The sequence below is a fragment of the Pannonibacter sp. CBAS1226 genome (genome assembly GCF_055685825.1).
In genome coordinates, this window is record NZ_JBVOUO010000006.1 from 1 (window position 1) to 26,390 (window position 26,390).

Sequence of the window (26,390 nt, forward strand, 5' to 3'; positions counted from 1 at the left end):
ACGCGGCATGGCCACACCCCGGAGGGTGAGCCAACTGTCAGGTAATTACCGTCTCAGGACACTAGGAGTATGACGGCCTCGGCCGTGTGATTGCCGTGCCGGGGCTGGTGACTTCGGTCACCTATCATGTCAGCGGCCAGCCGGACGTGGCTCACCGGCATCACCGCCACCGGGCCGAATGCAGGAGCAGGCGGGGCGCAGGTGAATAAGATCAGCGCCGGCCAGAGAACTGCCTATCTGGGCGCAAACGAGAATGCCCTCGGGCACTGGAACAAGCACGAAGCTGAGCTTCCGGAGTTGTGTAACTCCAAACAATATGTTGAAGAAATTCATTCGTTAGTAACGAATCTGCTTGCTGACGCTTTGACAAAGGCGCGTGGTGCTGGGACGTTGGTTTACGACCGAGCCACCAATATTTTCGCAGTACGGGGAGCAGACGGCGCATCGAAGACAATGCTTGGACCGACAGACGGCATCAACTATTGAAACAAGCAATGAGTGCATCTTCCGAAAAGTTGTATCCATGTCCCTGCTGCGGCTCCCATACGCTGGGTAAGCTGGGACATTACGAGATCTGCGGCGTGTGCGGCTGGGAGGACGACCCGGATCAGTCCGCCGATCCCGAGTGTGTTAGCGGAGCTAACCACGAGAGCCTCAGCTTTGCGGAGAAGATGTGGCAAGAAAAGACGAAGTAGTTGCGGCAAAAGGAGCCGCGGATGTCGGGCGGCGGACAAACAAGCTCGGATGCGAGAGCTCGCCAACGACGACAAGCTGGGTTCCGCTGATCGCGGTTTGATCAGGCAAGAGTTGAATTCCATCGACCGCGGACAACGGTCGACGATTCGCAATCCATTCGATAAGGATCTCCCCTGCGAGCAATGCCGAGAGGCCGCGGAGGGTTATGACTACAATATGACTACAGGCACTCGAATTTGCACGATCGAGATCTTCATCGTCTGCAACACAAGTACGACGACTTCGGTCGAGCTAATGCCGAGCAGCCTCTGCCTGAAGGAGTACAGACCATGAAGGTGAGCCCAAAACAAATGGAGGCGGTGCTTGCATTACCGGGCATCGAGCGCTTCGACCACTTCATCAAAGTCATCGCCGACTGGCAAGAAGTCTGGGGTCTGTACCAGGACGGATGGGCTCTTGCGGCGGCAGATAATGGGACGACCGTATTCCCGCTGTGGCCTGCCAAGGAATATGCGCAGGTATGTGCAGCCAACGAGTGGACCGGTTACGAACCGCGCTCGATCAGCCTGGGTGATTTTACGGAAGTACTGTTACCCAAGCTGAAGCTGGATGGTGTCTTACCAGGTGTTTTCTTCACGCCAGCGAGCAAAGGGGTCACGCCTTCGGTAGATGAGCTGAGATCCGCTCTTGAGGCCGAACTGAAGAACTACTGATTGGGGTGAACATCGAACCGGCGTCCGCCTTACGCGGGCGTTGTTACTTCCGGGTCTGCGACCTCGCCGCCTCGATCAATTCGATGTCCTTCTTGAGCAGCTCATTGACGAGCTGGTCTACCTCGACGGGCATGTCGTCGTGCGAACTGGCCTGCATTGCGATTGATGCGCGAGTCACAAAGCACGCGCTGTAAGCTCACGTCTAGTGATTTTGAGTTGATAGATCAGTTTACTTCTGCTGTAGCTAAGTGGAAACTCGGGCTTCATGGAGCTGATCAGGGGCATCCCATCGAATATAGAGCAGGCAATCCTAATCTTTACTTTGCCGACATGCAATTCGAACGATTAAGAACCGCTGTGCAATTTCAAAAATGCGAATATGAGAACTATAAGGGTAAAGCTACATTTAGTGCTCAAATAATAGTTAAAGGTGATTTAGACGTGATTTTCCGCGCTAGTCTTCCAACTTCGCACTTTGGACAATCCTGTTTAAGTATGCAATTCCCATTATTTGATTACGCAAACAAGCCCTGCAACATTACGAGCGGGTGTATTCTCGGTGAAAATTACACCTCAATTGCTTGATGTACTTAGTTTTATTGAATTGTCAGCTCATGATTTGCTGCTCTGGGATATGTGTTCAAGAGGCTGGAAGTTATCGAAGCGCTCAAGCTTTATTGACTTCGCAATTGCATGCATTTTCTGCATGGATGAAACTTTAATAAAACATTAATCCGAAATTACTTTGAATATTTCCTACAGAGCATGGCCGTATTGACGATACGGGCCGCCAACATTAACTATTTATTAGTTCGGAACTGTCCTTTCCTCAGATTTCGAGAGTGATTGCACGCTAACTTTGATTTTGGTTGCATTAAACATTCTTATTCAGGGTCTAACGTCATGCGGCTTCGCCCGTCCTTCCATACTTTACATCACGATCCTCGCCCGTGCCTCCTTCCCGCCATCCAGACCAAGAAGCGATATTTCTTCGTAAGGGCAGGTCTCGCCGGGGCTTTTGCAGATATTTGCCCGCCCCAGGGATCGTCAAGCGCTTGCGGGTTGTCGATATAGGGTCTGGCCTGGCCTAGCCTCCCCCGCCTACCCGCTCCGCTGACCAACGTGCTGTTGTGACCAGCGCACAGCAGCGCCTTGCCCGGGTGCGACACCCCGAAAATAGGTCATCTATCGCGGGTGCCTGCTGCGGAGCCTGTCTCAGGCTTGACCGGGGAACCCATCTTCGCCCGCTTCATCTCCCCCGACGGGTTCGCCCCACACAACCCGGCATCAAGACCAACAAGTATGCGTATGCCGCAATAATCCTATCCCCTTCAAAGTTCCCGGAAGAAATGACTCGTTTGTCAGCGGCACACCTCAAAGAGAGGTGCAGCTAGGGATGTGGAAACTGCAAAGATAGTGACGTTGCCCCCGACGGCCTGAAGCCAGGACATACCTGACCGCATGCTCCGGAGCCGGCTCCAATCGTCAATACTTTAGATCACTATCCTCGCCCGTGCCGCCTTCCCGGCCGAGGATCGATATGTCGTAAGGGCGAGCCTCGCCGGAGATCTCAACATCGCCTTGGAAATTATGGCCAAGAGGGTATAGTTCGCATTGCCTCGAATAAAGTAACTACGCGGCGGTTGACGCTCCCAACGGCCCCACACAAGACGTTTGAATGAGAAACTAAACTCGCAGGAGAAATAAATATTGAGTAAATAATATAATTTTCCGACAAAAATAGAGAGGATTCAGTGATGGACTATCGCGAATTCATTTCACAGATGGAGCTTGAATGGGATGAGGGCGGATTTTTCGAGCAAATCCGCAATGGCAATTACGATGAAGTAAAGGCAAATAATATTCTTGATTTATTTAACGATCTGGAAGCATCTGGGCTTGATTTTCTCCCCAGGAGATTGGTTTCTCTGATCTGGTACCTACCAATCTTTCTTAACTGGCAGGTTGAGAGAGTGATTGAAAGAGGGGGCGACGCGGCTGCGTTCGAGAAGTTCAGGGCGGAAATAATTAGTGTTTTGCAAGAAGTTCTTGGGGTTCCGTAATTCTCTTGAAGCAGTCAGGTAAGAATTGCATTCACTTAACATTTCCGACAATCAAAGCGGATCCAAATGGCTCGGGTTTATAGGGGCTTGAATGCCTTTTCTGGTCTAGTGTCTTTGTTAGAGGCTCTCCTCCTGACTGTGACAGCGATACCATGGGTCCTTTTCCAAACACGTCCCTGAAAGGCTGCAGTCACGCTTGCCTGAACGCTCTTCGAAACCGGCTTTAATCTTCCATAATTTATATCGCGATCCTCGCCCGTACCTTCATCCCAGCCAAGGGGCGAGATATCATAAGGTCGGATATCGCCGGGGCATTTGTAGATATATGCCCGGCCCCAATCCCCTGACGCCGGATGGCGGTTACAGCGTGAAGCTTCGCCCGTGACGAGGCAAGCAGGCCGTGACGGGTCTCGCGCCTATGGAGGGCGCGGTGGGTGGGGCTGGCTCGGTCGAGGTGGCGGATGCCGAGCGGAACGCTATTCGCCGTTTATCGCCCCCACTCTCGCAATCAGAAACAAAGGGCGGAGAGGTTGCCCGCTCCGCCCTGGGTGTCCGGTTGAGGGATCTTACTTGACCATCGGCAGCAGTTCGCTGACGGATTTCTTGGCGTCGCCGTAGAACATGCGCGTGTTCTCCTTGTAGAACAGCGGGTTCTCGATACCCGAATAGCCTGTTCCCTGGCCGCGCTTGGAGACGAAGACCTGCTTGGCCTTCCACACTTCCAGAACGGGCATGCCGGCGATGGGGGAGTTCGGGTCTTCCTGAGCGGCCGGATTGACGATGTCATTGGAGCCAATGACGATCACCACGTCGGTGTTCGGGAAGTCCTCGTTGATCTCGTCCATCTCCAGCACGATATCGTAGGGCACCTTGGCTTCGGCGAGGAGCACGTTCATGTGGCCCGGAAGACGGCCTGCCACCGGGTGGATGGCGAAGCGCACTTCCTTGCCGGCGGCCCGCAGCTTGCGGGTCAGTTCCGACACGGCCTGCTGGGCCTGCGCCACGGCCATGCCGTAGCCCGGGACGATGATGACGCTGTCCGCATCGTTGAGGGCCGAGGCCACGCCTTCCGCATCGATGGCGATCTGCTCGCCCGCGATTTCCATGGCCGGACCCGTGGTGCCGCCGAAGCCGCCCAGGATGACCGACACGAAGGAGCGGTTCATCGCCTTGCACATGATGTAGGACAGGATCGCGCCCGAGGAGCCCACCAGCGCGCCGACGACGATCAGCAGATCGTTCGACAGCGAGAAGCCGATGGCAGCCGCCGCCCAGCCCGAGTAGCTGTTCAGCATCGACACGACCACCGGCATGTCGGCGCCGCCGATGCCCATGATCAGGTGGTAGCCGATGAAGAAGGCCAGCAGCGTCATCAGGATCAGCGTCCAGATGCCCGCGCCGTTCACATACATGAACAGCAGGATCAGCGAGAGGGCCGCAGCGCTGGCGTTCAGCGCATGGCCGCCCGGCAGCTTCGTTGCCTTGCTGTCCACCTTGCCCGCCAGCTTGCCGAAGGCAATGACGGAACCGGTGAAGGTGACCGCGCCGATGAAGACGCCGAGGAACACCTCGATCCGCAGGATGACCTGCTCGACACCGTTCTTGTGGGCCAGCACGGCGGCAAAGCCTTCAAGCGAGGCGCGGGCGGCCTCGTCCATGGCCAGCACGCGCACCAGCTCGATGTGGGCGTTGTAGCCGATGAAGACCGCCGCAAGGCCGACCAGCGAGTGCATGGCCGCCACGAGCTGCGGCATCTCGGTCATCTGGACGCGCTGCGCGACCACCCAGCCGATGGCACCGCCCGCCGCGATCAGCAGCACGGAGAGGAGCCACAGGCCCGAACCCGGCCCCACAAGCGTTGCGGCAACCGCAAGACCCATGCCGGCGATGCCGTACCAGACGGCGCGCTTGGCGCTTTCCTGCCCCGAGAGGCCGCCGAGCGAGAGAATGAAAAGTACTGCCGCAACAACGTAAGCGGCTGTGGTGAAACCATATTCCATCGTGTCTCTCCCGCCCTCTTACGACTTCTGGAACATGGCAAGCATGCGCCGGGTCACCAGGAACCCGCCGAAGATGTTGATACCGGCCATGAACACCGACAGCGCACCCAGCAGGATCACGAGGAAGCTGCCGGAGCCGACCTGCATCAGGGCGCCCAGAATGATGATCGAGGAGATGGCATTGGTGATGGCCATCAGCGGTGTGTGCAGCGAGTGCGAGACATTCCAGATGACCTGGAAGCCGACGAAACAGGCAAGCACGAAGACGATGAAGTGGCTCATGAAACTTGCTGGGGCGAAAAGACCGGCCAGCAGGATGAGCGCGCCGCTGCCAGCGAGCAGCGCCACCTGATTGCGCGTCTGCGCCTTGAAGGCGGCCGCTTCCTGCGCCCGCTTTTCTTCCGGCGTCAGTTCCCTGGCCTTTTCCTTCGGCTTCTGTGCGGCGATGGCCTGCACTTTCGGCGGCGGAGGCGGGAAGGTGATGTCGCCCTTGAAGGTGACGGTCGCACCGCGGATCACGTCATCTTCCATGTTGTGCACAACCTGCCCGTCCTTGGCGGGGGTCAGGTCGGTCATCATGTGACGGATGTTGGTGGCATAAAGCGTCGAGGACTGGGCGGCCATGCGGCTCGGGAAGTCCGTGTAGCCGATGACGATGACGCCATTGTCCGAGACGACGCGCTGGTCGGCGACGGTCAGGTCGCAGTTGCCGCCACGCTCGGCAGCAAGGTCGATGATGACCGAGCCCGGCTTCATGGCCGCAACCATGTCGGCCAGCCACAGCTTGGGCGCATCGCGGCCCGGGATGAGCGCCGTCGTGATGACGATGTCCATGTCCGGCGCCAGCTCGCGGAATTTCTCCAGCTGCTTCTCGCGGAATTCCGGCGAGGAGGGAGCCGCATAGCCACCGGTGGCCGCGCCGTCCTGCACCTGATCGGCGAAGTCGAGATAGACGAACTCGGCGCCCATGGATTCGATCTGCTCGGCCACTTCAGGGCGAACGTCGAAGGCATAGGTGACCGCACCCAGCGAGGTGGCGGTGCCGATGGCGGCAAGACCGGCAACGCCCGCGCCGATGATCAGCACCTTGGCGGGCGGAATCTTGCCTGCAGCCGTCACCTGGCCGGTGAAGAAGCGGCCGAAGTTGTTGCCGGCCTCGATCACGGCGCGGTAGCCGGCGATGTTGGCCATGGAGGACAGGGCGTCCATCTTCTGGGCGCGCGAGATGCGCGGCACCATGTCCATGGCGATCACATTGGCGCCGGTGGCCTTCGCCTTTTCCAGCAGCTCCTTGTTCTGCGCCGGATAGAAGAAGGAAATCAGCGTCTTGCCTTCGCCGAGCAGCGCCACTTCGCTGTCCAGCGGCGGGCGCACCTTGGCGATGATGTCCGCAGCGGCGAAAAGGTCTGCAGCCGAGGCTGCGACGTCCACACCGGCCTTGCGGTAGGCTTCGTCAGAAAAACCGGCGGCTTTGCCCGCGCCGCTTTCGATGACACAGCTGTAGCCGAGCTTCTGCAGTTGCGCGGCACTGTCCGGGGTCATCGCGACGCGCGCTTCCCCGTCAATGATCTCGCGCGGTGATCCAATCTTCATCCCGTACCTCGATATAGAAAATGGCTTTTCCGTCCCCCAGCCCCGAGGCTTCATCACCCTTCCGCTGAGGACGGATTCCATGAACCACGGGAGCTTGATGAAACACACTAGCGCACTGCGCAAGAAAATACGCGCCCTGTTTATCAAGATTTTTTCTCAACAATGAATTCCGCGCAACAATCTTGCGCAATCTTGTCCGAACAGGCCGGAAAGGCTGGAAAGCTTGGCGATTTTCGCAGCACCCCGCGCAGTATGAGAGCGCAATTCGGGCGATACTCAGCAATGAAATTACTTTGGAAGCTAAATTAAATTGCAGGAAACTCAACAATAAGCCCAAAGGGCCCGGCTGCGGTGCGGCGTCAGGCCGCCGGATAGCCGAATCTCATATGCTAGTATGCCGGATTTCTTCCGCAGTGCAGCGTCCCGGTCACGGACAAGGCGGAGACAGCCCCGGCAGCAAGGCCGGTATCGCGTCAAACCCGTGAGGTATTGGACAGCGCCCCACCGGGGACTGATGCTCTGGCCCATGCACAACGACCACAGGCCCATCATGACCGCAGCAGCCCTTTCCCATCCCGCCCGGATCGAGATGATCGAGACCATCATCATCGACGTGCCGACGATCCGCGGGCATGTGCTGTCCATGACGACCATGCAGTCGCAGTCGGTGGTGCTGGTGCGCATCCGCTTTTCCGATGGATCGGAAGGCCTTGGCGAGGGCGCGTCCATCGGCGGGCTGTCCTACGGGCCGGAGAGCGTGGAAAGCATCAAGCTGGCCATCGACAGCTACATCACCCCTGCCCTGACGGGCGAAGACGGCAACCGCATCGCGGCGTTGCGGGCGCTGATGGACAAGACCGTGCGCGGCAATCCGATCGCCCGTGCGGGCGTCGAGACCGCGCTGTGGGATGGCCTTGCCCGGCGGCTGGGCGTGCCGGTCTCGGCCCTGTTTGGCGGCGCCATTCATGAGCGCCTGCCCGTCGCCTGGACGCTCGCCTCCGGCAACAGCGCCACGGACATTGCCGAGGCGGAGCGGATGCTGGACGAGCGGCGGCACCGGGATTTCAAGCTGAAGATCGGCAAGCGCGCCGTGCGCGATGACATTGCCCATGTGGCCGCCATCGCCAGGGCGGTCGGCGGACGCGGCACCGTGCGGGTGGATGTCAATCAGGCCTGGAGCCTGCAGGATGCCCGCTGGGGCCTCAAGGGCCTGCAGGATGCCGGCTGCATTCTGGTGGAACAGCCGGTGGGCCGGGATGAACTTTCCGCCCTGCGCAAGCTGACAGATGGCTACGAGATCGCCGTCATGGCCGATGAGGCGCTGCAGGGGCCGGGCGATGCCATGCGCGTGGCGATGGCCGGTCCGGCGGCGGATGTTTATGCGGTGAAGGTGTGCCAGTCCGGCGGGCTGGCCCCGGCGCGGGACGTCATCTCCATCGCCAGCGCGGCCGGGATCGGGCTTTACGGCGGCACCATGCTGGAAAGCGGGCTCGGCACGGCGGCAGCCCTGCAACTTTTCGCCACCGTTCCCGTGCTGCAGTGGGGCACGGAGTTCTTCGGGCCGCTGCTGCTGACCGAAGATATTCTGGCCGAGCCGCTGCACTATCAGGATTTCACCGTTGCCATTCCGCAGGGCCCCGGCATCGGCGTGGCGCTGGACGCGGACAAGGTTGCCTTCTACCGCCGCGACCGCACGCGCATTCAGACCGCCATCGCGGGCCAGTGATACTCAGATCAGGGCTTTCGATGCTGACGCATCACGCCTTGAAATTGCTCAAGCGCCGCACGGGCTTAACCAACGCTCGACACGTCAGGCTCATCGAGCATTGGTGTCAGATCAGCTTGCGCGCCACCTTCTGGGCGGTGACGACGAAATTGTGCACGTGGATGCCCTGTTCATCCAGCCGGTGATTGACGGAGATGGGCGTGCGGGCCGCGAAGCCTTCGAGTGCATGAAAGCGGATGCCGTTGCGCTGCACCGCGCCGACGGATTTCGGCACGATGGTCACCCCCTCCCCCACGGAGACAAGCGCCAGCGCGGTCTGCAGATCCATGGTGAAGACGCGGCGCGTCACCTCCGTCCCCGCATCGCGGCAGGCTTTCAGCACGAAATCGGCGAAGGAAGGCCGCGGGGTTTCCGGATAGAGGATGAAGGTCTCTTCCTGCAATTGCGGCAAGCGGATGGGCCGGGGCGCAAGATCCAGCGCTTCGGGCACGGCCGCCACCAGTTCTTCATCCACCAGCTTGCGGCTGATGACCTCCGCATCCTCGATGGCCGGGCGGGCGATGGCAATGTCGATCTCCCGGCGCACGAGAGCGCGGTGCAGGTCGCCGTTGTTCATCGGGTAGAGGCTGAGGCTGACCTGCGGGCAGGCCACACGGAAACTCTTGAGAACCGCAGGCAGAAGGCCATAGGTGGCAGAGCCGACAAAGCCGATGCGCAGCCGCCCTTCCGCCCCCTGGCCAATGCGGCGGATCTCCAGCTTGATGTCGGCAAACTCGGACAGGAGCGCCGTGCCGCGCGCATAAAGCCGCTCGCCGGCCTGCGTCAGCGTGATGGCATTGCGCCCCCGGTTGAACAGCAGCGCGCCAAGGTCTTCCTCGATCTGCTTGATCTGGCGTGACAGCGGCGGCTGTGCCATGCCGAGCCGCTCCGCCGCCCGGCCGAAATGCAGCTCCTCCGCCAGCGCGATGAAATACTCCAGCTGCTTGATGTTCATGTCCGGCAGCCTCCCCTCTGCACGTGAAAGAGCATGATGCAGAAAACGTGAATTGTGAAGTAATTTACATGCTGCGATGCACAAGCAGCAGCAAGCGGAACGCTCCCCAAACCGCGTGCCTCAACTCCAATGCGCCCCAGAGGAAGCGGTTTGCCAATTGGCATCCCCTGTTGGGTTCCACACCAGCCTCTCACCCCACGCTGTCCCGGCCTCCGTGCCGGGACCCGTCAGGGGCGCAGGGCGGCAACTTCCAGCATCCGGCAAGGAACGCAAATTCAGCCTGAGTATCGACAGGCCTTGCCTCCCTTACAGGCCCCGGCACGAGGCCGGGGCGGCGCGGAGAGAGACACCTGACGCCACGTCCGGAACCACGCAAAAGACCGCCCCGCGAATAACGGGGCGGCCCTTGTTTTCACTCAGTTCCTGCCGGTTATTCGGCAGCGATCTGCTGTTCGGCGGCGGCGTCCTTCAATACGAAGTCGAAGCGCAGGTAGAGGTCGGTGCCGTGTTCGGCGCGGCCCGGCTCGAAGGTGCCGATCAGGCTGTCCTTGACGGCGAAGACGGAGTCCTCGTCCAGCCAGCGGGACTCGGAATCGTAGATCTGCGTGACAAGCGTGCGGTAGCCATCCTTGGCCAGCAGCATGTGCAGGTGGCCCGGGCGGTTGGGGTGGTGCCCCATCATGCGCAGCAGTTCGCCGGCCGTCTCGTTGTCAGGGATCGGATAGGGCACCGGACGCAGAGCGCGCATGGCGTAGTGGCCGTTCTCGTCGGTCTCGAAGCGGCCGCGCAGGTTGAAGTCCGGTTGGGCCGGGTCGTGGTTTTCATAAAGGCCGTTGGGCGCGTCTTCCCAGATGTCGATGGTGACACCTGCCACCGGCTTGCCTTCCGCATCGCGCACGTAACCTTCCACATAGACGGTCTCCTCACCGTCGAAGTGGGTCTGTGCGGTGGTTGCGCCCTTGGGCAGGACCGGCGGATGCTCGCGGTAGAAGGGCCCGAGCACGGTGGACTCGCTTTCCGCACCCTCGACCGAATTGGTCAGCATGTCGCAGAGCACTTCCACACCGAGAATATCGCCCAGCAGGATGAACTCCTGGCGCTTGTCGTCGCAGACCTGACCGGCACGGGCCAGATACTGGCAGGCGGCGATGAATTCGTGATGCTGCAACTTCACGTCCCGGCAAAAGTCATGCAGGTGACGGACGAGGGAGGTCATGATCTCCCTGTTGCGGTCTGTAATCGGGCCATGCTTGCCCAGGGACTCGATCACCACACCGGTGACATTCTCAATCGTGACACTGCTCATGCGAACCTCCCTCGCGGCGGCGGGTGCAGAAGGTGTTGCGCCGCGCCTCCCGTGGCAGAACTATCCGCCCCGGTCCGGGCTGCGCCAATGACGGCGCGGGTATGGGCCGATACTCAGGACTGAGACGCCGCCCGGCAAGCCTTAAGCTTGGGCAGCTGCTGCCCGGTATCAGCACATACCGGCAGGATCATTGCCGCACAGCCCGGCAGCGGCGAGCCTCTGCCTCCAGCAGCGCAGGAGGGCGGAACGCGGACATGAGCATGATCACGGTATTTGAAGGACTGGCGCAGGCGATCGCCGCAAGGCCGGATCTGTTGCGGCTGGGACGGCTGTTCTGCGAAACGGCTCTCATCGAGATTGACGGCGAGGAGATCTACCTCACCTTCCGCGACGGCCAGCTGGTGAAGGTGGAGCCCGGCCCCAGCCGCAAGACACCCTGGCGCTTTGCCTTCCGCACGGACCGGGAGGCGCTGGACGAGTTCTGGCAAGCGCATCCCAAGCCCGGCTTTCACGACATTTTCGCGCTGGTGAAGACAGGCCGCGGCCGCATCGACGGCGACATGCTGAGCCTCGTCAAGAACCTCCGCTTCATCAAGGAAGTCCTCGCCCTGCCGCGCAAGGGGATTGCAGCATGAGCTTTGAACCCATCACGGGCCGCTATCTCAACCTCACCATCGAAGGCCGGGCCCAGCGCATCTATGTGGAAACGGCCGGCGAAGGCCGACCGGTCCTGTGCCTGCACACGGCCGGCGCCGACACCCGCCAGTGGCGCCATGTGCTCAATGACGCCGAGCTGACGGCGGAGAACTGCTTCCACGCCTTCGACATGCCCTGGCACGGCAAGTCCCTGCCGCCGGAAGGCTTCGAACGGGAAGAATACCTGCTGACGACGGAAGCCTATATCGAGACGGTTCTGGCTGTCTGCGCCGCGCTGAAGCTGGAGCGGCCCATTCTCGCCGGCTGCTCCATGGGCGGACGCATCGCCTTGCAGATCGCGGCGAGGCATCCGGGTGTTTTTGCAGGCTTCATCGCCATCGAGGCCTCGGACTTCCAGCCCGCATGGTATGACATCGACTGGTTCGACCGGCCCGACGCCCATGGCGGCGAGATGGGAGCGGCGCTCGTCTCCACCAACATTTCCCCCTACGCACCTGCAAAGGAGCGCAACTGGACGCTCTGGATGTTCCGCCAGTCGGGGCCGGGCGTGTTCCGGGGGGATCTGTCCTTCTACACCCGCGATGACAGCCTGATCCCGCTTCTGGGCAGGATCGACACAGCCAGGGCGCCCGTGCATGTGATGGCCGGTGCCTATGACATGACCTGCACGCCGGAAGATGCCAAGCGCACCGCCGATGCCATTCCCGGCGCGACGCTGACCATCATGCCGGAGCTGGGACACTTCCCCATGTCCGAACATCCGGAGGCCTTCCGGCCCTATTTCGCCGATGCACTGGCGCGGATGCAGAAATAATACCAAGGCTTTCGATGCTGACGCATCACGCCTTGAAAAAGCTCAAGCGCCGCACGGGCTTAACCAATGCTCGATGAGCCAAGCTCATCGAGCATTGGTGTGAACGTCAGCGAATGACGCGGCGCAGCCCCTCCTGAACCTTCAGAAGGGGCTGCAGATAAAGGCCCGGAAGTTCCTCCGCGCTGGCCTGCACGGCCGCAAGCCCCACGTTGAGCGCCGCCACCACCAGCCCGCGCGAGGAATAGACCGGCACGGCGATGGAGCGCAGACCCAGTTCCACCTCCTGATCAATGATGGCATAGCCCAGCCGCCGCGCCTCGGCGACACGGGCCATGATCTCCTGCGGTGCCGTCAGGCTGCGCGGGGTGCGCGGGGTCAGGTCGCAGCGCTCGATCAGGGCAGCGGCCTCCGCTTCCGGCATCGCCGCCAGCAGCACACGGCCCATGGAGGTGCAATGCACCGGCAGGCGGGAGCCCGGCATCAGGCCAATGGACATCACCCGGCGCTGCGCGGCCCGGGCGAGATAGACGATTTCCAATTCATCCCGGATGGCGACGGAGGCAGACTGGCCGATCTGTTCGGAGAGCTGATCCAGCCAGGGCTGCACCACCTGCGCCAGAGGCAGGGCGGCAAGCGCGCCCATGCCAAGGCGCAGCACCTTGGGCGTCAGGGTGAAAAACTTGCCGTCATAATCGGCGTAGCCCGTCTCGTGCAGGGTCAGAAGGCAGCGGCGGGCCGTGGCCCGGTCCAGCCCCGTGGCTTCGGCCACATCGGAGATGGACAGGCGCGAGCGGTCGGCCCGGAAGGCTTCCAGAACGCTGAGCCCCTTGGCGAGGGAGGCGATGAAGTCGGTCTTGTTCAACATCCGCACATGAAATTACGCAAATTGAACAAAAGTCAACATCCGCACAAATCCGTTTCCTCGAAATGCAAGGCGGCGTAGCTTCCTGCCCGGAAGTCTCCCTGGGAGGAAATTCATGGACAAGAGAATTGCCACGCTTGCGGAAGCCGTCGCCGGCATTCCAGACGGCGCGTCGGTGATGATCGGCGGCTTCGGCGGCGCTGGTGCGCCGATTGAGCTCATTCACGCCCTCATCGACCGCTACCTCGCCACCGGCAGCCCGAAGAACCTGACGGTCATCAACAACAACGCCGGAAACGGCCATGTGGGCATAGCCGCGCTCATCGAGCAGGGCATGGTGGCCAAGATGGTCTGCTCCTTCCCGCGCTCCTCCGATCCGCGGGTCTTCACCGAGCTGTATCAGGCCGGCAAGATCGAGCTGGAGCTGGTGCCGCAGGGCACGCTGGCCGAGCGCATCCGTGCGGGCGGCGCAGGCATCCCCGCCTTCTACACCCCGACCGCCTATGGCACGGATCTGGCCAACGGCAAGCCGGTGGCCGAGTTTGACGGCCGCCACTATGTGCAGGAGCGCTGGCTGAAGGCAGACTTCGCGCTGATCAAGGCCGAGACCGGGGATCCTTACGGCAATCTCACCTACCGGATGGCCGCGCGCAACTTCGGGCCGGTCATGGCCATGGCCGCCACCTGCACGATTGCGCAGGTGAGCCAGGCCGTCGAGGCGGGCAGCATCGATCCGGAGGCGGTTATCACCCCCGGCATTTTCGTCGACATGATCGTGGAGGTGCCCTCCCCGCAGCAGGAGGAAGTCCTCAACCGCGCAGGAGCCCATCACCCATGACCAGCAAGCTCTCCAACGCCCAGATTGCCTGGCGCGCGGCACAGGACATCACCGATGGCGCCTATGTGAACCTCGGCATCGGCTTTCCCGAAATGGTGGCCAAGTTCCAGCCGCCGGGCCGCGAGGCCATCTTCCACACCGAAAACGGCATCCTCGGCTTCGGCGAGGCTCCGGCGGAAGGCGAAGAGGACTGGGACCTGATCAACGCGGGCAAGAAGGCGGTGACGCTGAAGCCCGGCGCAGCCTTCTTCCACCACGCCGACAGCTTCGCCATGGTGCGCGGCGGCCATCTGGATGTGGCCATCCTCGGCGCCTATGAAGTGGCGGAAAACGGCGACCTTGCCAACTGGTCCACGGGCCCGAAGGGCGTGCCGGCCGTTGGCGGGGCGATGGATCTGGTGCATGGCGCCAAGCGCGTTGCCGTCATCACCGATCACGTCACCAAGGATGGTAAGCCGAAGCTGGTGGAGCGCTGCTCACTGCCGCTCACCGGCGTTGGCTGCGTCACCCGTGTCTATACATCGCTCGCCGTCATAGATATCGAAAAGGGGCATTTCGTCCTGCGCGAAAAACTGCCAGCCTTGACGCTCGAAGCGCTGCAGGCCCAGACCGGTGCAAAGCTGCATCTGGATGGCCCCGTGGCAGACCTGATCGTTCCGGAGCTTTGATGATGACCGACGCATATATCTGTGACTACATCCGCACGCCCATCGGCCGTTATGCCGGTGCTCTGGCAAGCGTCCGGGCCGACGATCTGGGTGCCATTCCGCTGAAGGCGCTGATGGACCGCAACCGCAGCGTCGACTGGGGTGCGGTGGACGAGGTGATCTTCGGCTGTGCCAACCAGGCGGGCGAGGACAACCGCAACGTGGCACGCATGAGCCTGCTGCTGGCGGGCCTGCCGGTCGAAGTGCCGGGCACCACCATGAACCGGCTTTGCGGTTCGGGCATGGATGCGGTGATCGCCGCCGCCCGCGCCATCAAGGCCGGGGAAGCGGAGCTGATCATCGCCGGCGGCGTGGAAAGCATGTCGCGCGCGCCCTTCGTCATGCCCAAGGCCGATGCCGCCTTCGCCCGCGAGAATGCGGTCTATGACACCACCATCGGCTGGCGCTTCGTCAACCCTCTGATGAAGGCGCAATATGGCATCGACTCCATGCCGGAGACGGCGGAGAACGTCGCCGAAGACTACAACATCTCCCGTGCCGATCAGGATGCCTTCGCCCTGCGCAGCCAGCAGAAGGCCGCCGCAGCCCAGGCCAACGGCCGCCTTGCCGAGGAAATCACGCCCGTCATGATCCCGCAGCGCAAGGGCGAGCCGAAGGTGGTGGACAAGGACGAGCATCCGCGCGAGACGACGATCGAGGCGCTGTCCGCCCTCAGGGCGCCGTTCCGCGCCGGCGGTTCGGTGACGGCAGGCAATGCTTCCGGCGTCAACGATGGTGCCGCCGCGCTCATCATCGCCTCGGCAGAAGCGGCCAAGCGCTACGGCCTGACCCCGATTGCCCGGATTCTGGGCGGTGCCACTGCCGGCGTGCCGCCGCGCATCATGGGCATCGGACCGGCCCCGGCTTCCAAGAAGCTGCTGGCCCGCCTCGGCCTAACCCAGGACAAGCTGTCGGTGATCGAACTGAACGAGGCCTTCGCCTCGCAGGGCCTTGCCACGCTGCGCGACCTCGGCATCGCCGATGATGATGCCCGCGTCAACCCGAACGGCGGCGCCATCGCCCTCGGCCATCCGCTCGGCATGTCCGGCGCCCGCATCACCGGCACAGCCGCTCTGCAGCTGGCCAAGACCGGCGGTTCGCTGGCACTGGCCACCATGTGCATCGGCGTCGGCCAGGGCATCGCCGTGGCCATCGAACGCGTCTGATCTGAGAACGCGGGCACAGCGTTTCAGCCCCCCTCCCCCTCGTGGGGAGGGGTTAGGGGTGGGGGGAAGCCTTTCCGGCTGGCAGAGTATCCATTGCTACCGGACTACTACTCCTCTTGGTGCATTTTCAGGAAAAATCCAATTTTTTCAAACCCCTGCAGGCTCAGAGCCCCCCACCCCTTACCCCTCCCCACAAGGGGGAGGGGAGCGGAGAGGCCCTGCCACAAATCAGGCGCATCGCCGCGGGCGGTGTCCGAACCTGATGTGAATCCGATAGCCCATTGAGGGGGCAGACGGGGTAACTGACTATCCGTTTATGAGAGAGATGGTACTGTGCTGAGGTGCTGCTCTCCCCCTCCGTCTGCTGACGCAGACATCTCCCCCTCAAATGGGGAGAGGGACGCAGCGGCAAAACGAAAGCCCGATCCTCTTCCTTTCGACTGATGTAAACACGCCCCCACGGTGAAAGGACCGCCGCATGGAACTTGCCCTCTTCATCGCGCTGTTCGTCACCTGTTTCGCGATGTTCTTCGGCGTCTTCTATCTGATGATCAAAAGCCGCCTCGACCGGGCCAAGGCTGCAAGGATCACGCAGGAGAACGGCAGCACCATCATTCCGCTGGTGGCCGGATTCTCGGGGCGCAAATATGTGCCATGGCTGGCGCGCTCGACCAATTCCATCAATCCCAGGCTGGTGTTTCACCCTGACCATGTGGAATGCAAGGTCATCCGCACCCGCACCGAGCCCTACGGCAATATCTCCCGGGTGGACTACCGGCACAGCATCGGTACGCAGAACATCTGCATCGAGTTTACCAACTCCTCCACCACCTTCACCGGCAACACCGCCAACAAGGCGCTGACGCGGGAGGCCATCGCCCTGCTGAGAGATCGCGGCTGCCCGCTTTCCCCTCGCGCCGAGGCGCTCTTAAGTGAGCCTCTAAATCGTCATCCCGGACGCAGCGAAGCGGAGATCCGGGACCGGTGAGCCAAGGCCTATCTATTCCAGCACCTGCGGGCAGCCAACTTGCACCTCGGCTCACCGGTCCCGGATCGCGCGGAGCGCGTCCGGGATGACGATCGAGAGACCCTGCAGTTTGCGAAAACTGAAGTTTTCTCACTTGGCCGCCTCTGCCAAAGCTGCAATATGACGGCCTGCCCTTCCGGCATGCGGAGACATTCATGGACCCGGTTTCAACCATCATCGCCTTTTCGATTGCAGCGGCCCTCGTTACTCTGACACCGGGGCTGGACACGGCTCTGGTGCTGCGCACGGCGACAGTAGAAGGCCCGAAGCAGGCCTTTGCTGCGGGGCTTGGCATTTCCGCCGGCGTCATCACCTGGGGCTTCGCCGCCTCTGTGGGACTGGGGGCGCTGCTGGCTGTTTCCGAGGCGGCCTACCGGGTGATGCAGTTTGCCGGGGCGGCCTATCTGATCTGGCTGGGCTTCAAGATGCTCCGTAGCGCCCTGCGCCCTGCCGATCCGGCGCAGCTGGAAAAGGCCGCCGCTGAAGTTGCCGCAGGCCAGAGCGCCAGCCGGGGCTGGTTCTGGCGCGGGCTGATGACCAATCTGCTGAACCCCAAGGTCGGCGTCTTCTATGTCAGCTTCCTGCCCCAGTTCATTCCGGCGGATGTGCCCGTCACCGCCTTCAGCACGGGACTTGCCGCCATCCATGGGCTGATGGGCGTGCTCTGGTTTGCCCTCATCATTCTGGCGACCCGGCCCATTGCCGGACTGCTGCGCCGCCCGTCCTTCACGCGCGGCATCGACGGGCTCACCGGCTCCGTCTTGGTCGCCTTCGGCCTCAAGCTGGCTCTTGAACGGCGCAGTTGAACGCCAAAGACGAGGAACGGGATCAGGAACAGGCGGGATAGGCCGCTGGAGTTGATGCGCATCAACTACAGCGCCGGTTGCGCTGCCTATGGTGCGGGGCAACGCGACAGACGGAGCCCCGCATGATCCCTTCCGGCCCCAATACCAGCCCTGACAGCCGCTCTGGCGCTGGCCAGCCCCCGTCCATTCCCGGAATGCCGCCGTTTCTGGCCCTCGGCCTGCGCCTTGCCCCCGCTGCGCCTGCGGCATTCGTGCTGACGGGCGCGGCGCGGCAGATCGTGGCGCGCCATCCCGGCCTGATGACCCGGCTCGGCGCCTACCGCCACAGCCGCTTCGCGCTGACGGCCAGCGACGTGCCGCTGACCTTCCTGATGGACCTGTCGCAGGAGCCGCTGACCATCACCCTGCATGCCACTCCGCCTGCCGCCGATGCGCGCATCACCGGAAAGCTGGCGGCACTTGTCGGGCTGGTGCATGGGGTGTGGGATGGGGATGCTCTGTTCTTCTCCCGCGACCTCACCATCGAGGGCGACACCTCGGCAGCCCTTGCGTTGCGCAATTCCATTGATGACGCGGAGCTGGATCTGGGGGCGGAAATCGCCCGCCTTACCGGCCCGCTCGCCGGTGCTGCCAACCGGGTGATTGCCCTGCTGCAATCCATGACCGGCGTGCCGCTGAGCCGCCCGGCACCCATGGAGGCTTTCCGGTGATGGAACTCGTCTGCCCTGCCGGAACGCCTGCAGCCCTGAGAGCTGCCACCGATGCCGGTGCCCATGCCATCTATTGCGGCTTTGCCGATGACACCAACGCTCGCAACTTCCCCGGCCTCAATTTCTCCCGCGAGGAACTGGCGGCAGGTGTGGCCTATGCCCATGCACGCGGGGTAAAGGTGCTGGTCGCAATCAACACCTTCCCCCGCGCCGGAAACGAGGACCTGTGGCACCGCGCCGTCGCCGATGCGGAACAGGCGGGCGCCGATGCGGTGATCCTGGCCGATCTCGGCCTCATCGCCTATGCGGCGGAGCGGCATCCGGGCCTGCGGCGGCATCTGTCGGTGCAGGCGGCTGCGGCAAACCCCGATGTCATCAACTTCTATGCAGAAACCTTCGATGTGAAACGCGTGGTGCTGCCGCGTGTGCTGAGCGTGGAAGAAATCGCCGCCATCAACCGGGAGATCAGCGTCGAGACGGAGGTGTTCATCTTCGGCGGGCTCTGCGTCATGGCGGAGGGGCGCTGCTCCCTGTCGTCCTATATCACCGGCCGCTCGCCCAACATGAACGGCGTGTGCTCGCCCGCAAGCCATGTGGAATATGCCGAAGAGGGCCAGGATCTGGCGGCACGGCTGGGCGGCTACACCATCCACCGCTCGGCCAAGGGGGAAGCTGCCCCCTATCCCACCCTGTGCAAGGGCTGTTTCAAGGTGGGCGAACGCACGGGTTACGTCTTCGAGGACCCGGCAAGCCTTGATGCCTCCGAACTGCTGCCCGCGCTGGCGCGGGCCGGGGTTTCGGCGCTGAAGATCGAGGGCCGCCAGCGGTCGCGGGCCTATGTGTCGCAAGTGGTGCGCAACTTCCGCGCCGCCGTGGAGGCGCTGGAAGCAGGCCGCCCGGTGCCGGCCGGCATGCTGGCGCAGCTGACCGAGGGCCAGAGCTCCACCGCCGGGGCCTATAACAAGATCTGGAGATGACAGGATGGAGCTGACGGTTGGCCCGGTGATGGGCTTCTGGGACGCTGCGGCGTGGAGCGATTTCTATGCAAGACTGGCCGAAACACCGGGCGTGAAGCGCGCCGTCATCGGTGAGCTGGTCTGTTCCAAGCGCCTGCCCTTCTATCAGACGCGCCTGCCCGAAGCCATCGAACGGCTGCAGGCGGGCGGCAAGGAGGTGTCGGTGACAAGCCTTGCGCTGGTCACCCTGAAGCGCGAGCGCAAGCAGACGGCAGAACTGGCGGACATGGGCCTTGAGGTGGAGGTGAATGACATCACCGCCCTCGCCCACCTGCCGCAAGGCGCCGCCTTTTCGGCAGGACCGCTGATCAACGTCTATAACGAGGGGACGGTGGCCTTCCTGAAGGCGCGCGGCGCCGTGCGTTTCTGCCTGCCGCCGGAACTGCCCATGGCATCGGTGGAGCGGCTGGCTGCGGCAGCGGGCCCCGTGCCGGTGGAGGTCTGGGGCTGGGGCCGCCTGCCGCTGGCGATTTCCGGCCGCTGCTATCACGCCCGCTACCACGACCGGGCCAAGGACCAGTGCCAGTTCGTCTGCGCCGATGATCCGGACGGGCTGGCGGTGGACACACTGGACGGGCAGGAGTTTCTGGCCATCAACGGCGTGCAGACGCTCTCGGCCCAATGCGCCAACATGGCCCACACCCTGCCGCGCCTGAAGAGCGCCGGCGTCAGCGGCCTCAGGCTCTCGCCGCAGACGCAAGGCTTCTTCGAGGTGATCAGCCTGTTCGATGATCTGGTGCAAGGCCGCATCGGCGCAGAGGAGATGAGCGCCAAGGCCCTCCCCCATGCGCCGGGCGGCGCTTTCTGCGACGGTTTTCTGGAAGGGGCCGCCGGTGTTTCATGGTCCGGCAATCCCCTTCACGCACGGGTTTGAGTCAAAAATCTCAGGCCCGGCGGAGCAATTGCAGCAGGCAGAACATGACGGCGGCACAGACCGTCAGCATGTAACCTTCGACCATCACCGGCAGCTCGGCAAACACATTGAGGAGCTTGGAACCGGCGAAAATGAAGACCTGCACCGCGAAAACCGGAACGGCAAGCATGGCAGGGTGGAGCGCGGGCTTGCCCTCTGCACCCGCGCCCTTGCCGTAAATGCGGCAATAGCCAAAGACGAAGGCTGCCATGAGCGGCACCAGTAGGGCCACCTCAATAAGCGTCCACGCCGCAGGGGCGTACTGGTGCGTCTCAGGCAGGAACACCATCACCAACGGCCCCAGATATACCAGAAGACCATTGGCGAGAACCGGCGGCCAGAGCAGCATCCTGAGGGCATCGGGCCGCCTCGAACCGGCGGACAGCAGCAAGCAGGCACCGGCCGCGAGCACAATCACGGCCACCACATAGGCTGCGACCACAGTATATGTGCCGAGGGGCAGCCCGTGCCGCGAGAAGGCGAGGGCCTGAGGCAGCCAGCTGAACAGGGTTGCAAAGGCGGGAATGGCCAGCAGAACCCAGATGCCGCTGTCCAGCCCCGGCAGCCGGATCCTCCCTTCAAACCAGAACAGGAGCATCGAGACGCCGGCAAAACTGGCGAGGCCCACCATGATCATCACCTGCCTGCCGTCCTGGTACCCCATGGCCATGAACGCCTGAAGAATGCCGTCCCCCTGCAGCAGCGTCATCCCGATCACCAGAATGCCGATGACCGGGCCGTAGAACCGCGACTTTTCGCCAGCGGCCATGAAGGAGGGAAAGAGGACTTTCAGAATCTCTGCATAGATGAGAACCGTCATAATCGAGATGACACCGAGAACGGTCAGCGACATGCGCTGCACGTCGTTATCCCCCATCAGCACCCGGTCCCGCACAAAAGGCGGCAGGCCGGGCAATGGGATACGGGAAAACAGGACGTAAACAGCATAGGCAAGGAGGATGTAAACGATCATCCTGACCTGCGTGCCAGGACGATCATCTGAAACAAAGCGGCTCACGTCGGGAACTCCAGAATCTGCCCACTCAAAACCCGTCAGGCGAACACGGCGCCTGATGACGGACACTGGTCCCTGCAGTGACACAAACAATCCAGATCAGATCTGCAGAGTGCCAGAGGCCCGTCATTTATACGAAGGGATCAACCGCCACAATGCAGAATGGCAAAACCGCAGCGCAGCAGCACATCCAGTTGTGCACGCTCTTTCATGCGCGAACCTTGCGGGCCTGAACCTGAGCCGCCACCACCGGCAACCCGGCCTCCTCCTCCCCCGCCTTCGCGGCCGCAAAGACTTGTCCTATGCCGATCAGCACCGGAGCCTCGCCGAAGGCGGCCATGGCGGTGCTGGTGAGGTCTGCGAGGCGGCCGGTCCAGATTTTCTCCTCCGGGCGGCTGACGGAGCCGTGGGCCACAACGGGCAAGTCAGGGGAGACGCCTTCCGACAGGAGCCGCTGGCGCAGACTGTCGGCCATGCGGCGGCCCATGTAGAACACCGTGGTGGAGGCAGAGGTGGCGCGGCCTGACAGGTCCAGCGTGTCCGGCAGGCCGCCGTGACGGGAATGGGCGGTCATCAGGCGCAGGCTCTGGGCATGGTCACGGTGGGTGAGTGACACCTTCAGCCGCGCCGCCATGGCAGAGGCCGCCGTGATGCCCGGCACCACGGAAACGGGGATGCCTTCGGCTTCGAGGCGGGCAATTTCCTCCCCCGCCCGGCCGAAGACCATCGGATCACCGGACTTCAGCCGCACCACCTTGCGCCCCTGCCGGGCGAGCGAAACCATCATGTCATTGATGTCTTCCTGCGCGCAGCTTTCCCGCCCGCCGCGCTTGCCGACGAGCATGCGTTTCGCCTCGCGGCGGGCAAGCTCCAGCACTTCGGCGCTGACAAGATCGTCAAACAGGATCACATCCGCCGACTGCAAGGCCCGCATGGCGCCAAGCGTCAGATGGGCGGCATCGCCGGGGCCTGCCCCCACCAGCACCACCTCACCGGTGGCAGGGGCCTCCTCCGCCAGATGATCGATGAGGGCGCCGAAATCCTCCTCAAGTTCCGGCGCCCCGCGCGCAAAGGCGGCTTCGCTGAACTGCCGCCAGAAGCGGCGCCGCAAGGCCACGCTTTCCAGCCGTTCACTCACCGCCGCGCGAATACGGGCAGCAAGCTGCGCCCAGCGGGAGAGGCCGGGCGGCAGCAGGGTTTCGATCTTCTGGCGCACCGTCTGGCCCAGAACGGGGGCCGCGCCATCGGTGGAGATGCCGACGACCAGCGGCGAGCGGTTAACGATGCCGCCGAACTGGAACTGGCAGAAGGCCGGCCGGTCGATGACATTCACCGGCACACCCGCCGCACGGGCCGCCGCGAAGAAGGCTGCAGCATCCTCGTCATCTTCCGCATCAGCAATGGCAAGGGCAGCGCCGGTGAGATCTTCCGGCTGCCAGATCCGGCAAGCATGATGGATGCGCGGGCTCAGCGCCGGATCCGCCAGCAGCGCCACCAGATCCTCGCAAGGGCTATCCGTGAAGAGGTGCAATTCCACCCCTGCGGCCAGCAGCAGCTCGGCTTTCCAGGCGGCAGGCTCCCCGCCCCCGGCCAGCACCGCCTTGCGGCCCGTGAGCGGCAGGAACACCGGCAGCACGGCCAGAGGCTCCATCCGGGTAGGACGCTGCGGGCGGGCGGAACGAGGCGAAAGGCCAGAGGTTTCAGGCTGAACGTGCAGCATGGTCATGCGCCTCCTCATGAGGTTTGCACTCCGCCAGCAGGCGGGCGATTTCCGGGCGGCAGGAGCCGCAGTTGCTGCCCGCGCCCAGGCAGTCACCAATGGCAGCCACCGTGCCAGAGCCCTCAGCAGCGGCGCGGCGGATTTCATTGGCCCCAATCTGAAAACAGGTGCAGACCACCGGCCCCTTGTCCGGCACATCCGCTGCCGGGCGCCCGGCGAGCAGGCGCCAGCGGGTGGCTGGGCCATCGTCCCGCGTGCCGGGCAGGCTGCTAGCCCAGCTGCGGGAAACGGCAACCGGCGTGCGGGCGAGGAATACGGCACCAGCCAGCACACCGTCCTGCCAGACCATGCAACGGTAAAGCCCGTCAGAGGCTGCATGGAAGGACATCTGCTCCGGCTTGCCAGCCCCGCCAAGGGTGCAGCGGCGCAGGAGGCTTGCCGCGATCTCTTCCGGCGTGTCGTCCTCCAGCGTGGCAAACTCGATCTTCACCGCCTCGCTGGTTCCCACATCGGTCAGCGGCGCAAGCGCCCAATAGGCGAAGGGCAAATGCTCAGGTGCGCGGGAGAGCACGGCAAAGCCATGCCAGCGGGCAGCAACCGAAGAGAGACGCACCGCATTGCGCTTCAGCCCCGGCTGGCCGGAGAACGGATCGCGCTGGCGCCCGGCCAGAACATCGATGCGGGCGCGGGCGGAGAATTGCCCGGTCCAGTGCATCGGCACGAAAACCTCGCCCCGGCGCACCCGGTCCGTCACCACGGCCCGCACGAGAACGCTGCCCCGCGCATTGGAAATCTCCACCAGATCCGCCGCCGCGATGCCCTGCGCTGCGGCGTCTTCGGGGTGAATTTCGGCGAAGGGCTCGGCGATATGGGTCAACAGCCGCGCTGCCCGGCCAGTGCGCGTCATGGTGTGCCACTGGTCGCGGATGCGGCCGGTGTTGAGCGTCAGCAGGCCATCCTCTTCCGGTCCGGTTGCGGCAGGCGCCACCGGCACCATCCGCGCCTTGCGGTCCGGGGTGAAGTAGCCACCTTGCGCAAAGAAGCGGCCATCTTCCAGGCCTTTCCCGTCTGCGGGCGCAGGCCAGAGGAAAGGCTCCAGCGCGTCATAATCCGGCTGGCCGATACCGGCATGCGCGCTGATATCGAAATCGCGGCTGCCGTTGTTGGCAACGCCGGAAAGAGCGGCATGTTCGGCGAAGATGTCAGCCGGGCTGGTGTAGCCGAAAGCCTGCCCATGCCCCATGCGCCGCGCCACGGCGGAGATGATCGCCCAGTCCGGCAGAACTTCGCCCGGCAGCGGCAGGAAGGCACGCTGGCGGGAGATGCGCCGTTCGGAATTCGTCACCGTGCCGTCCTTCTCGCCCCAGGCGGCGGCAGGCAGCAGCACATGGGCGTGGCGGGTGGTGTCCGTATCACGCAGCACATCGGAGACCACGACGAAGGGGCAGCGGCCCAGCGCCTCGCGCACCCGGTCGGCATCCGGCAGGCTGTCCACCGGATTGGTGGCCATGATCCAGACCGCCTTAATGCGGCCCTCGTGCATGGCATCGAACAGTTCCACCGCCTTCAGGCCGGGCCTCGCCGCCAGCTTTGGCGCGTTCCAGAAGCCCTGCACGATGTCCCGGTGCGCCGGATTGTCGAGGTCCATATGGGCGGCAAGCATGTTGGCAAGGCCGCCCACCTCGCGCCCACCCATGGCATTGGGCTGGCCGGTGACGGAAAACGGCCCCATGCCGGGCTTGCCGATACGGCCCGTGGCAAGATGCACATTGACGATGGCATTGACCTTGTCCGTGCCGGAGACGGACTGGTTGACGCCCTGGCTGTAGACAGTCACCACTTTCGGCGTGCGGGCGAAAAGCTCGAAGAAGGCGCCGATTTCGGCCGGAGAAAGCCCCGTTGCCGCAGCCACGGCGCTCACCGGCCACTGGCGGGCGATGGCCAGCGCTTCATCCAGTCCATTCACATGCTGGCGCACATAAGCCCGGTCGATGCGCCCGCCCTCGTCGAGATAGGCGAGCAGCCCGGCAAAGAGCGCCGTGTCGCCATCCGGGCGGATGGAGAGATGCAGGTCCGCCAGTTCGCTGGTGGCCGTGCGGCGCGGGTCGATGGTGACGACCCGGATGGAAGGCCGCGCCGCCTTGGCCGCCTCCAGCCGCTGGAACAGCACCGGATGGCACCAGGCGAGATTTGAGCCCACCAGCACCACAAGGTCTGCCTCTTCCAGATCCTCATAGCTGCCCGGCACGGTATCCGAGCCGAAGGCCCGCCGGTGGCCGGCGACGGAGGAAGCCATGCACAGGCGGGAGTTGGTGTCGATATTGGCCGAACCGATGAAGCCCTTCATCAGCTTGTTGGCGGCATAATAATCTTCCGTCAACAGCTGGCCGGAACCGTAGATGGCAACGCTGTCCGGCCCATGCTCGCGGATGGCCTCGCTGAACCGGCGGGCGACGAGATCAAGCGCCATATCCCAGGAGGCGCGGCGTCCGCCGATTTCCGGATGGAGCAGCCGGCCCTCCAGCGCCAGCGTGTCCGCCAGCGCCGAGCCCTTGGAGCAGAGCCGCCCGAAGTTGGAAGGGTGCTCCGGATCGCCCTTCACGGTGACGGAGCCATCGTCATGCCGGGTGGCCAGCACGCCGCAGCCGACACCGCAATAGGGGCAGGCGGTGCGGGTGGTTTCAGCCATCCAGCTTCTCCCCTTGCGCGGTCCGGCCATGCAGGGTCAGTGCGGCGCGGGTGAGGAACACCCTCCCGCCTTCGACACGGGCAGGCGTGGTGGCAACCGCCCCCTCATCCGCCCCCTGTGCCAGACCCGTTGCAAGGTCAAACACCCAGTTGTGCAGCGGACAGGTGACATGCCGCCCATGCACGATGCCCTCGCTCAACGGCCCGCCCTTGTGGGGGCAGCGGTCGTCCAGCGCATAGACTTCATCCGCCTCGGTGCGGAACAGGGCAATGCAGCCCGCCGGTGTCTTGACGACACGGGCGCCCGAGCGGGGAATGTCGGACAGGCTGCCGATCTCGATCCAGTCTGGTGTCATCGCG

The 26,390-nt window shown here is 63.3% G+C and carries 25 protein-coding genes; 16 read left to right on the top strand and 9 right to left on the bottom strand.

Features of this window, described 5'->3' with window-relative positions; all coding sequences use genetic code 11:
* Positions 1-126: 126 nt before the first annotated feature.
* The 5 genes from AC0CMF_RS16590 to AC0CMF_RS16610 all read left to right on the top strand — a co-directional run bounded on the left by AC0CMF_RS16590 (position 127) and on the right by AC0CMF_RS16610 (position 3,472).
* Positions 127-486 carry a hypothetical protein gene (locus tag AC0CMF_RS16590; protein ID WP_374631141.1) on the top strand — a complete coding sequence of 120 codons (360 nt, stop codon included), beginning with the start codon at positions 127-129 and terminating at the stop codon, positions 484-486.
* A gap of 8 nt (positions 487-494) precedes the next feature.
* The gene (locus AC0CMF_RS16595) at positions 495-695 is read left to right on the top strand and encodes a CPCC family cysteine-rich protein (RefSeq protein WP_082206181.1); all 201 of its coding nucleotides are present in this window, start codon (positions 495-497) and stop codon (positions 693-695) included.
* 330 nt (positions 696-1,025) lie between these two features.
* On the top strand, positions 1,026-1,409 hold the full coding sequence (locus tag AC0CMF_RS16600; protein WP_050475418.1) for a DUF2750 domain-containing protein: 384 nt from the start codon (positions 1,026-1,028) through the stop codon (positions 1,407-1,409).
* A gap of 165 nt (positions 1,410-1,574) precedes the next feature.
* Positions 1,575-1,994, top strand: coding sequence for a hypothetical protein (locus AC0CMF_RS16605; protein WP_374631144.1), 420 nt, complete (start codon positions 1,575-1,577; stop codon positions 1,992-1,994).
* Between the two features lie 1,172 nt (positions 1,995-3,166).
* Positions 3,167-3,472, top strand: a complete 306-nt coding sequence (locus AC0CMF_RS16610; RefSeq protein ID WP_122520753.1) for a hypothetical protein — start codon at positions 3,167-3,169, stop codon at positions 3,470-3,472.
* A gap of 566 nt (positions 3,473-4,038) precedes the next feature.
* On the opposite strand, the gene AC0CMF_RS16615 is transcribed toward AC0CMF_RS16610, so the two are convergent.
* Positions 4,039-5,472 (bottom strand): NAD(P)(+) transhydrogenase (Re/Si-specific) subunit beta, encoded by a 1,434-nt coding sequence (locus tag AC0CMF_RS16615; protein ID WP_374631146.1) that lies wholly within the window; start codon positions 5,470-5,472, stop codon positions 4,039-4,041.
* A gap of 18 nt (positions 5,473-5,490) precedes the next feature.
* The gene (locus AC0CMF_RS16620) at positions 5,491-7,065 is read right to left on the bottom strand and encodes a Re/Si-specific NAD(P)(+) transhydrogenase subunit alpha (RefSeq protein ID WP_122520755.1); all 1,575 of its coding nucleotides are present in this window, start codon (positions 7,063-7,065) and stop codon (positions 5,491-5,493) included.
* A gap of 550 nt (positions 7,066-7,615) precedes the next feature.
* On the opposite strand from AC0CMF_RS16620, the gene AC0CMF_RS16625 reads away from it, so the two are divergent.
* A complete protein-coding gene (locus AC0CMF_RS16625; protein ID WP_374631149.1) occupies positions 7,616-8,791 on the top strand; it encodes a muconate/chloromuconate family cycloisomerase in 1,176 nt (391 codons plus the stop codon).
* Between the two features lie 106 nt (positions 8,792-8,897).
* Here AC0CMF_RS16625 and AC0CMF_RS16630 read toward each other — a convergent pair whose 3' ends face one another.
* Together AC0CMF_RS16630 and AC0CMF_RS16635 are read right to left on the bottom strand one after the other, a co-directional pair.
* Positions 8,898-9,785: a LysR substrate-binding domain-containing protein gene (locus AC0CMF_RS16630; RefSeq protein ID WP_019965627.1), complete on the bottom strand. Its 888-nt coding sequence runs from the start codon at positions 9,783-9,785 to the stop codon at positions 8,898-8,900.
* A 430-nt stretch (positions 9,786-10,215) separates the two neighbouring features.
* On the bottom strand, positions 10,216-11,091 hold the full coding sequence (locus AC0CMF_RS16635) for a dioxygenase family protein (RefSeq protein WP_122520756.1): 876 nt from the start codon (positions 11,089-11,091) through the stop codon (positions 10,216-10,218).
* Positions 11,092-11,345: 254 nt separating this feature from the next.
* Here AC0CMF_RS16635 and AC0CMF_RS16640 point away from each other — a divergent pair, with 254 nt between their 5' ends.
* Together AC0CMF_RS16640 and AC0CMF_RS16645 are read left to right on the top strand one after the other, a co-directional pair.
* Entirely contained in the window at positions 11,346-11,726 is a 381-nt protein-coding gene (locus tag AC0CMF_RS16640) for a hypothetical protein (protein ID WP_374631151.1), read from the top strand.
* Complete coding sequence (locus AC0CMF_RS16645) at positions 11,723-12,562, top strand: alpha/beta fold hydrolase (protein WP_374631153.1); 840 nt, start codon at positions 11,723-11,725, stop codon at positions 12,560-12,562. The genes AC0CMF_RS16640 and AC0CMF_RS16645 overlap by 4 nt, the downstream gene beginning before the upstream one ends.
* Positions 12,563-12,668: 106 nt before the next feature.
* Here AC0CMF_RS16645 and AC0CMF_RS16650 read toward each other — a convergent pair whose 3' ends face one another.
* Positions 12,669-13,427 carry an IclR family transcriptional regulator domain-containing protein gene (locus AC0CMF_RS16650; RefSeq protein WP_058900685.1) on the bottom strand — a complete coding sequence of 253 codons (759 nt, stop codon included), beginning with the start codon at positions 13,425-13,427 and terminating at the stop codon, positions 12,669-12,671.
* A 112-nt stretch (positions 13,428-13,539) separates the two neighbouring features.
* On the opposite strand from AC0CMF_RS16650, the gene AC0CMF_RS16655 reads away from it, so the two are divergent.
* The 8 genes from AC0CMF_RS16655 to ubiV all read left to right on the top strand — a co-directional run bounded on the left by AC0CMF_RS16655 (position 13,540) and on the right by ubiV (position 20,568).
* Positions 13,540-14,262, top strand: a complete 723-nt coding sequence (locus tag AC0CMF_RS16655; RefSeq protein ID WP_050475412.1) for a 3-oxoacid CoA-transferase subunit A — start codon at positions 13,540-13,542, stop codon at positions 14,260-14,262.
* Positions 14,259-14,930: a 3-oxoacid CoA-transferase subunit B gene (locus tag AC0CMF_RS16660; protein WP_094463299.1), complete on the top strand. Its 672-nt coding sequence runs from the start codon at positions 14,259-14,261 to the stop codon at positions 14,928-14,930. Before AC0CMF_RS16655 ends, AC0CMF_RS16660 begins: the two co-directional genes overlap by 4 nt.
* 2 nt (positions 14,931-14,932) lie before the next feature.
* Entirely contained in the window at positions 14,933-16,135 is a 1,203-nt protein-coding gene (gene pcaF / locus AC0CMF_RS16665; RefSeq protein ID WP_374631172.1) for a 3-oxoadipyl-CoA thiolase, read from the top strand.
* Positions 16,136-16,613: 478 nt separating this feature from the next.
* On the top strand, positions 16,614-17,123 hold the full coding sequence (locus AC0CMF_RS16670; protein WP_374631156.1) for a hypothetical protein: 510 nt from the start codon (positions 16,614-16,616) through the stop codon (positions 17,121-17,123).
* A 194-nt stretch (positions 17,124-17,317) separates the two neighbouring features.
* Complete coding sequence (locus AC0CMF_RS16675) at positions 17,318-17,968, top strand: LysE family translocator (RefSeq protein ID WP_374631158.1); 651 nt, start codon at positions 17,318-17,320, stop codon at positions 17,966-17,968.
* A gap of 122 nt (positions 17,969-18,090) precedes the next feature.
* Positions 18,091-18,678 carry a ubiquinone anaerobic biosynthesis accessory factor UbiT gene (gene ubiT, locus AC0CMF_RS16680; RefSeq protein ID WP_374631160.1) on the top strand — a complete coding sequence of 196 codons (588 nt, stop codon included), beginning with the start codon at positions 18,091-18,093 and terminating at the stop codon, positions 18,676-18,678.
* A complete protein-coding gene (ubiU, locus tag AC0CMF_RS16685; protein ID WP_374631162.1) occupies positions 18,678-19,655 on the top strand; it encodes a ubiquinone anaerobic biosynthesis protein UbiU in 978 nt (325 codons plus the stop codon). The genes ubiT and ubiU overlap by 1 nt, the downstream gene beginning before the upstream one ends.
* A gap of 4 nt (positions 19,656-19,659) precedes the next feature.
* Entirely contained in the window at positions 19,660-20,568 is a 909-nt protein-coding gene (gene ubiV, locus AC0CMF_RS16690) for a ubiquinone anaerobic biosynthesis protein UbiV (RefSeq protein ID WP_374631164.1), read from the top strand.
* Positions 20,569-20,578: 10 nt separating this feature from the next.
* Here the strand turns inward: ubiV and AC0CMF_RS16695 are convergent, their stop codons facing one another.
* The 4 genes from AC0CMF_RS16695 to nirD form a co-directional block, all read right to left on the bottom strand.
* Positions 20,579-21,580, bottom strand: a complete 1,002-nt coding sequence (locus AC0CMF_RS16695; RefSeq protein WP_374631166.1) for a hypothetical protein — start codon at positions 21,578-21,580, stop codon at positions 20,579-20,581.
* Between the two features lie 250 nt (positions 21,581-21,830).
* The gene (gene cysG, locus AC0CMF_RS16700) at positions 21,831-23,348 is read right to left on the bottom strand and encodes a siroheme synthase CysG (protein WP_374631168.1); all 1,518 of its coding nucleotides are present in this window, start codon (positions 23,346-23,348) and stop codon (positions 21,831-21,833) included.
* Positions 23,323-26,031: a nitrate reductase gene (locus AC0CMF_RS16705; protein ID WP_472482225.1), complete on the bottom strand. Its 2,709-nt coding sequence runs from the start codon at positions 26,029-26,031 to the stop codon at positions 23,323-23,325. The genes cysG and AC0CMF_RS16705 overlap by 26 nt, the downstream gene beginning before the upstream one ends.
* On the bottom strand, positions 26,024-26,386 hold the full coding sequence (nirD, locus tag AC0CMF_RS16710) for a nitrite reductase small subunit NirD (protein WP_050473144.1): 363 nt from the start codon (positions 26,384-26,386) through the stop codon (positions 26,024-26,026). Before nirD ends, AC0CMF_RS16705 begins: the two co-directional genes overlap by 8 nt.
* Positions 26,387-26,390: the final 4 nt, after the last annotated feature.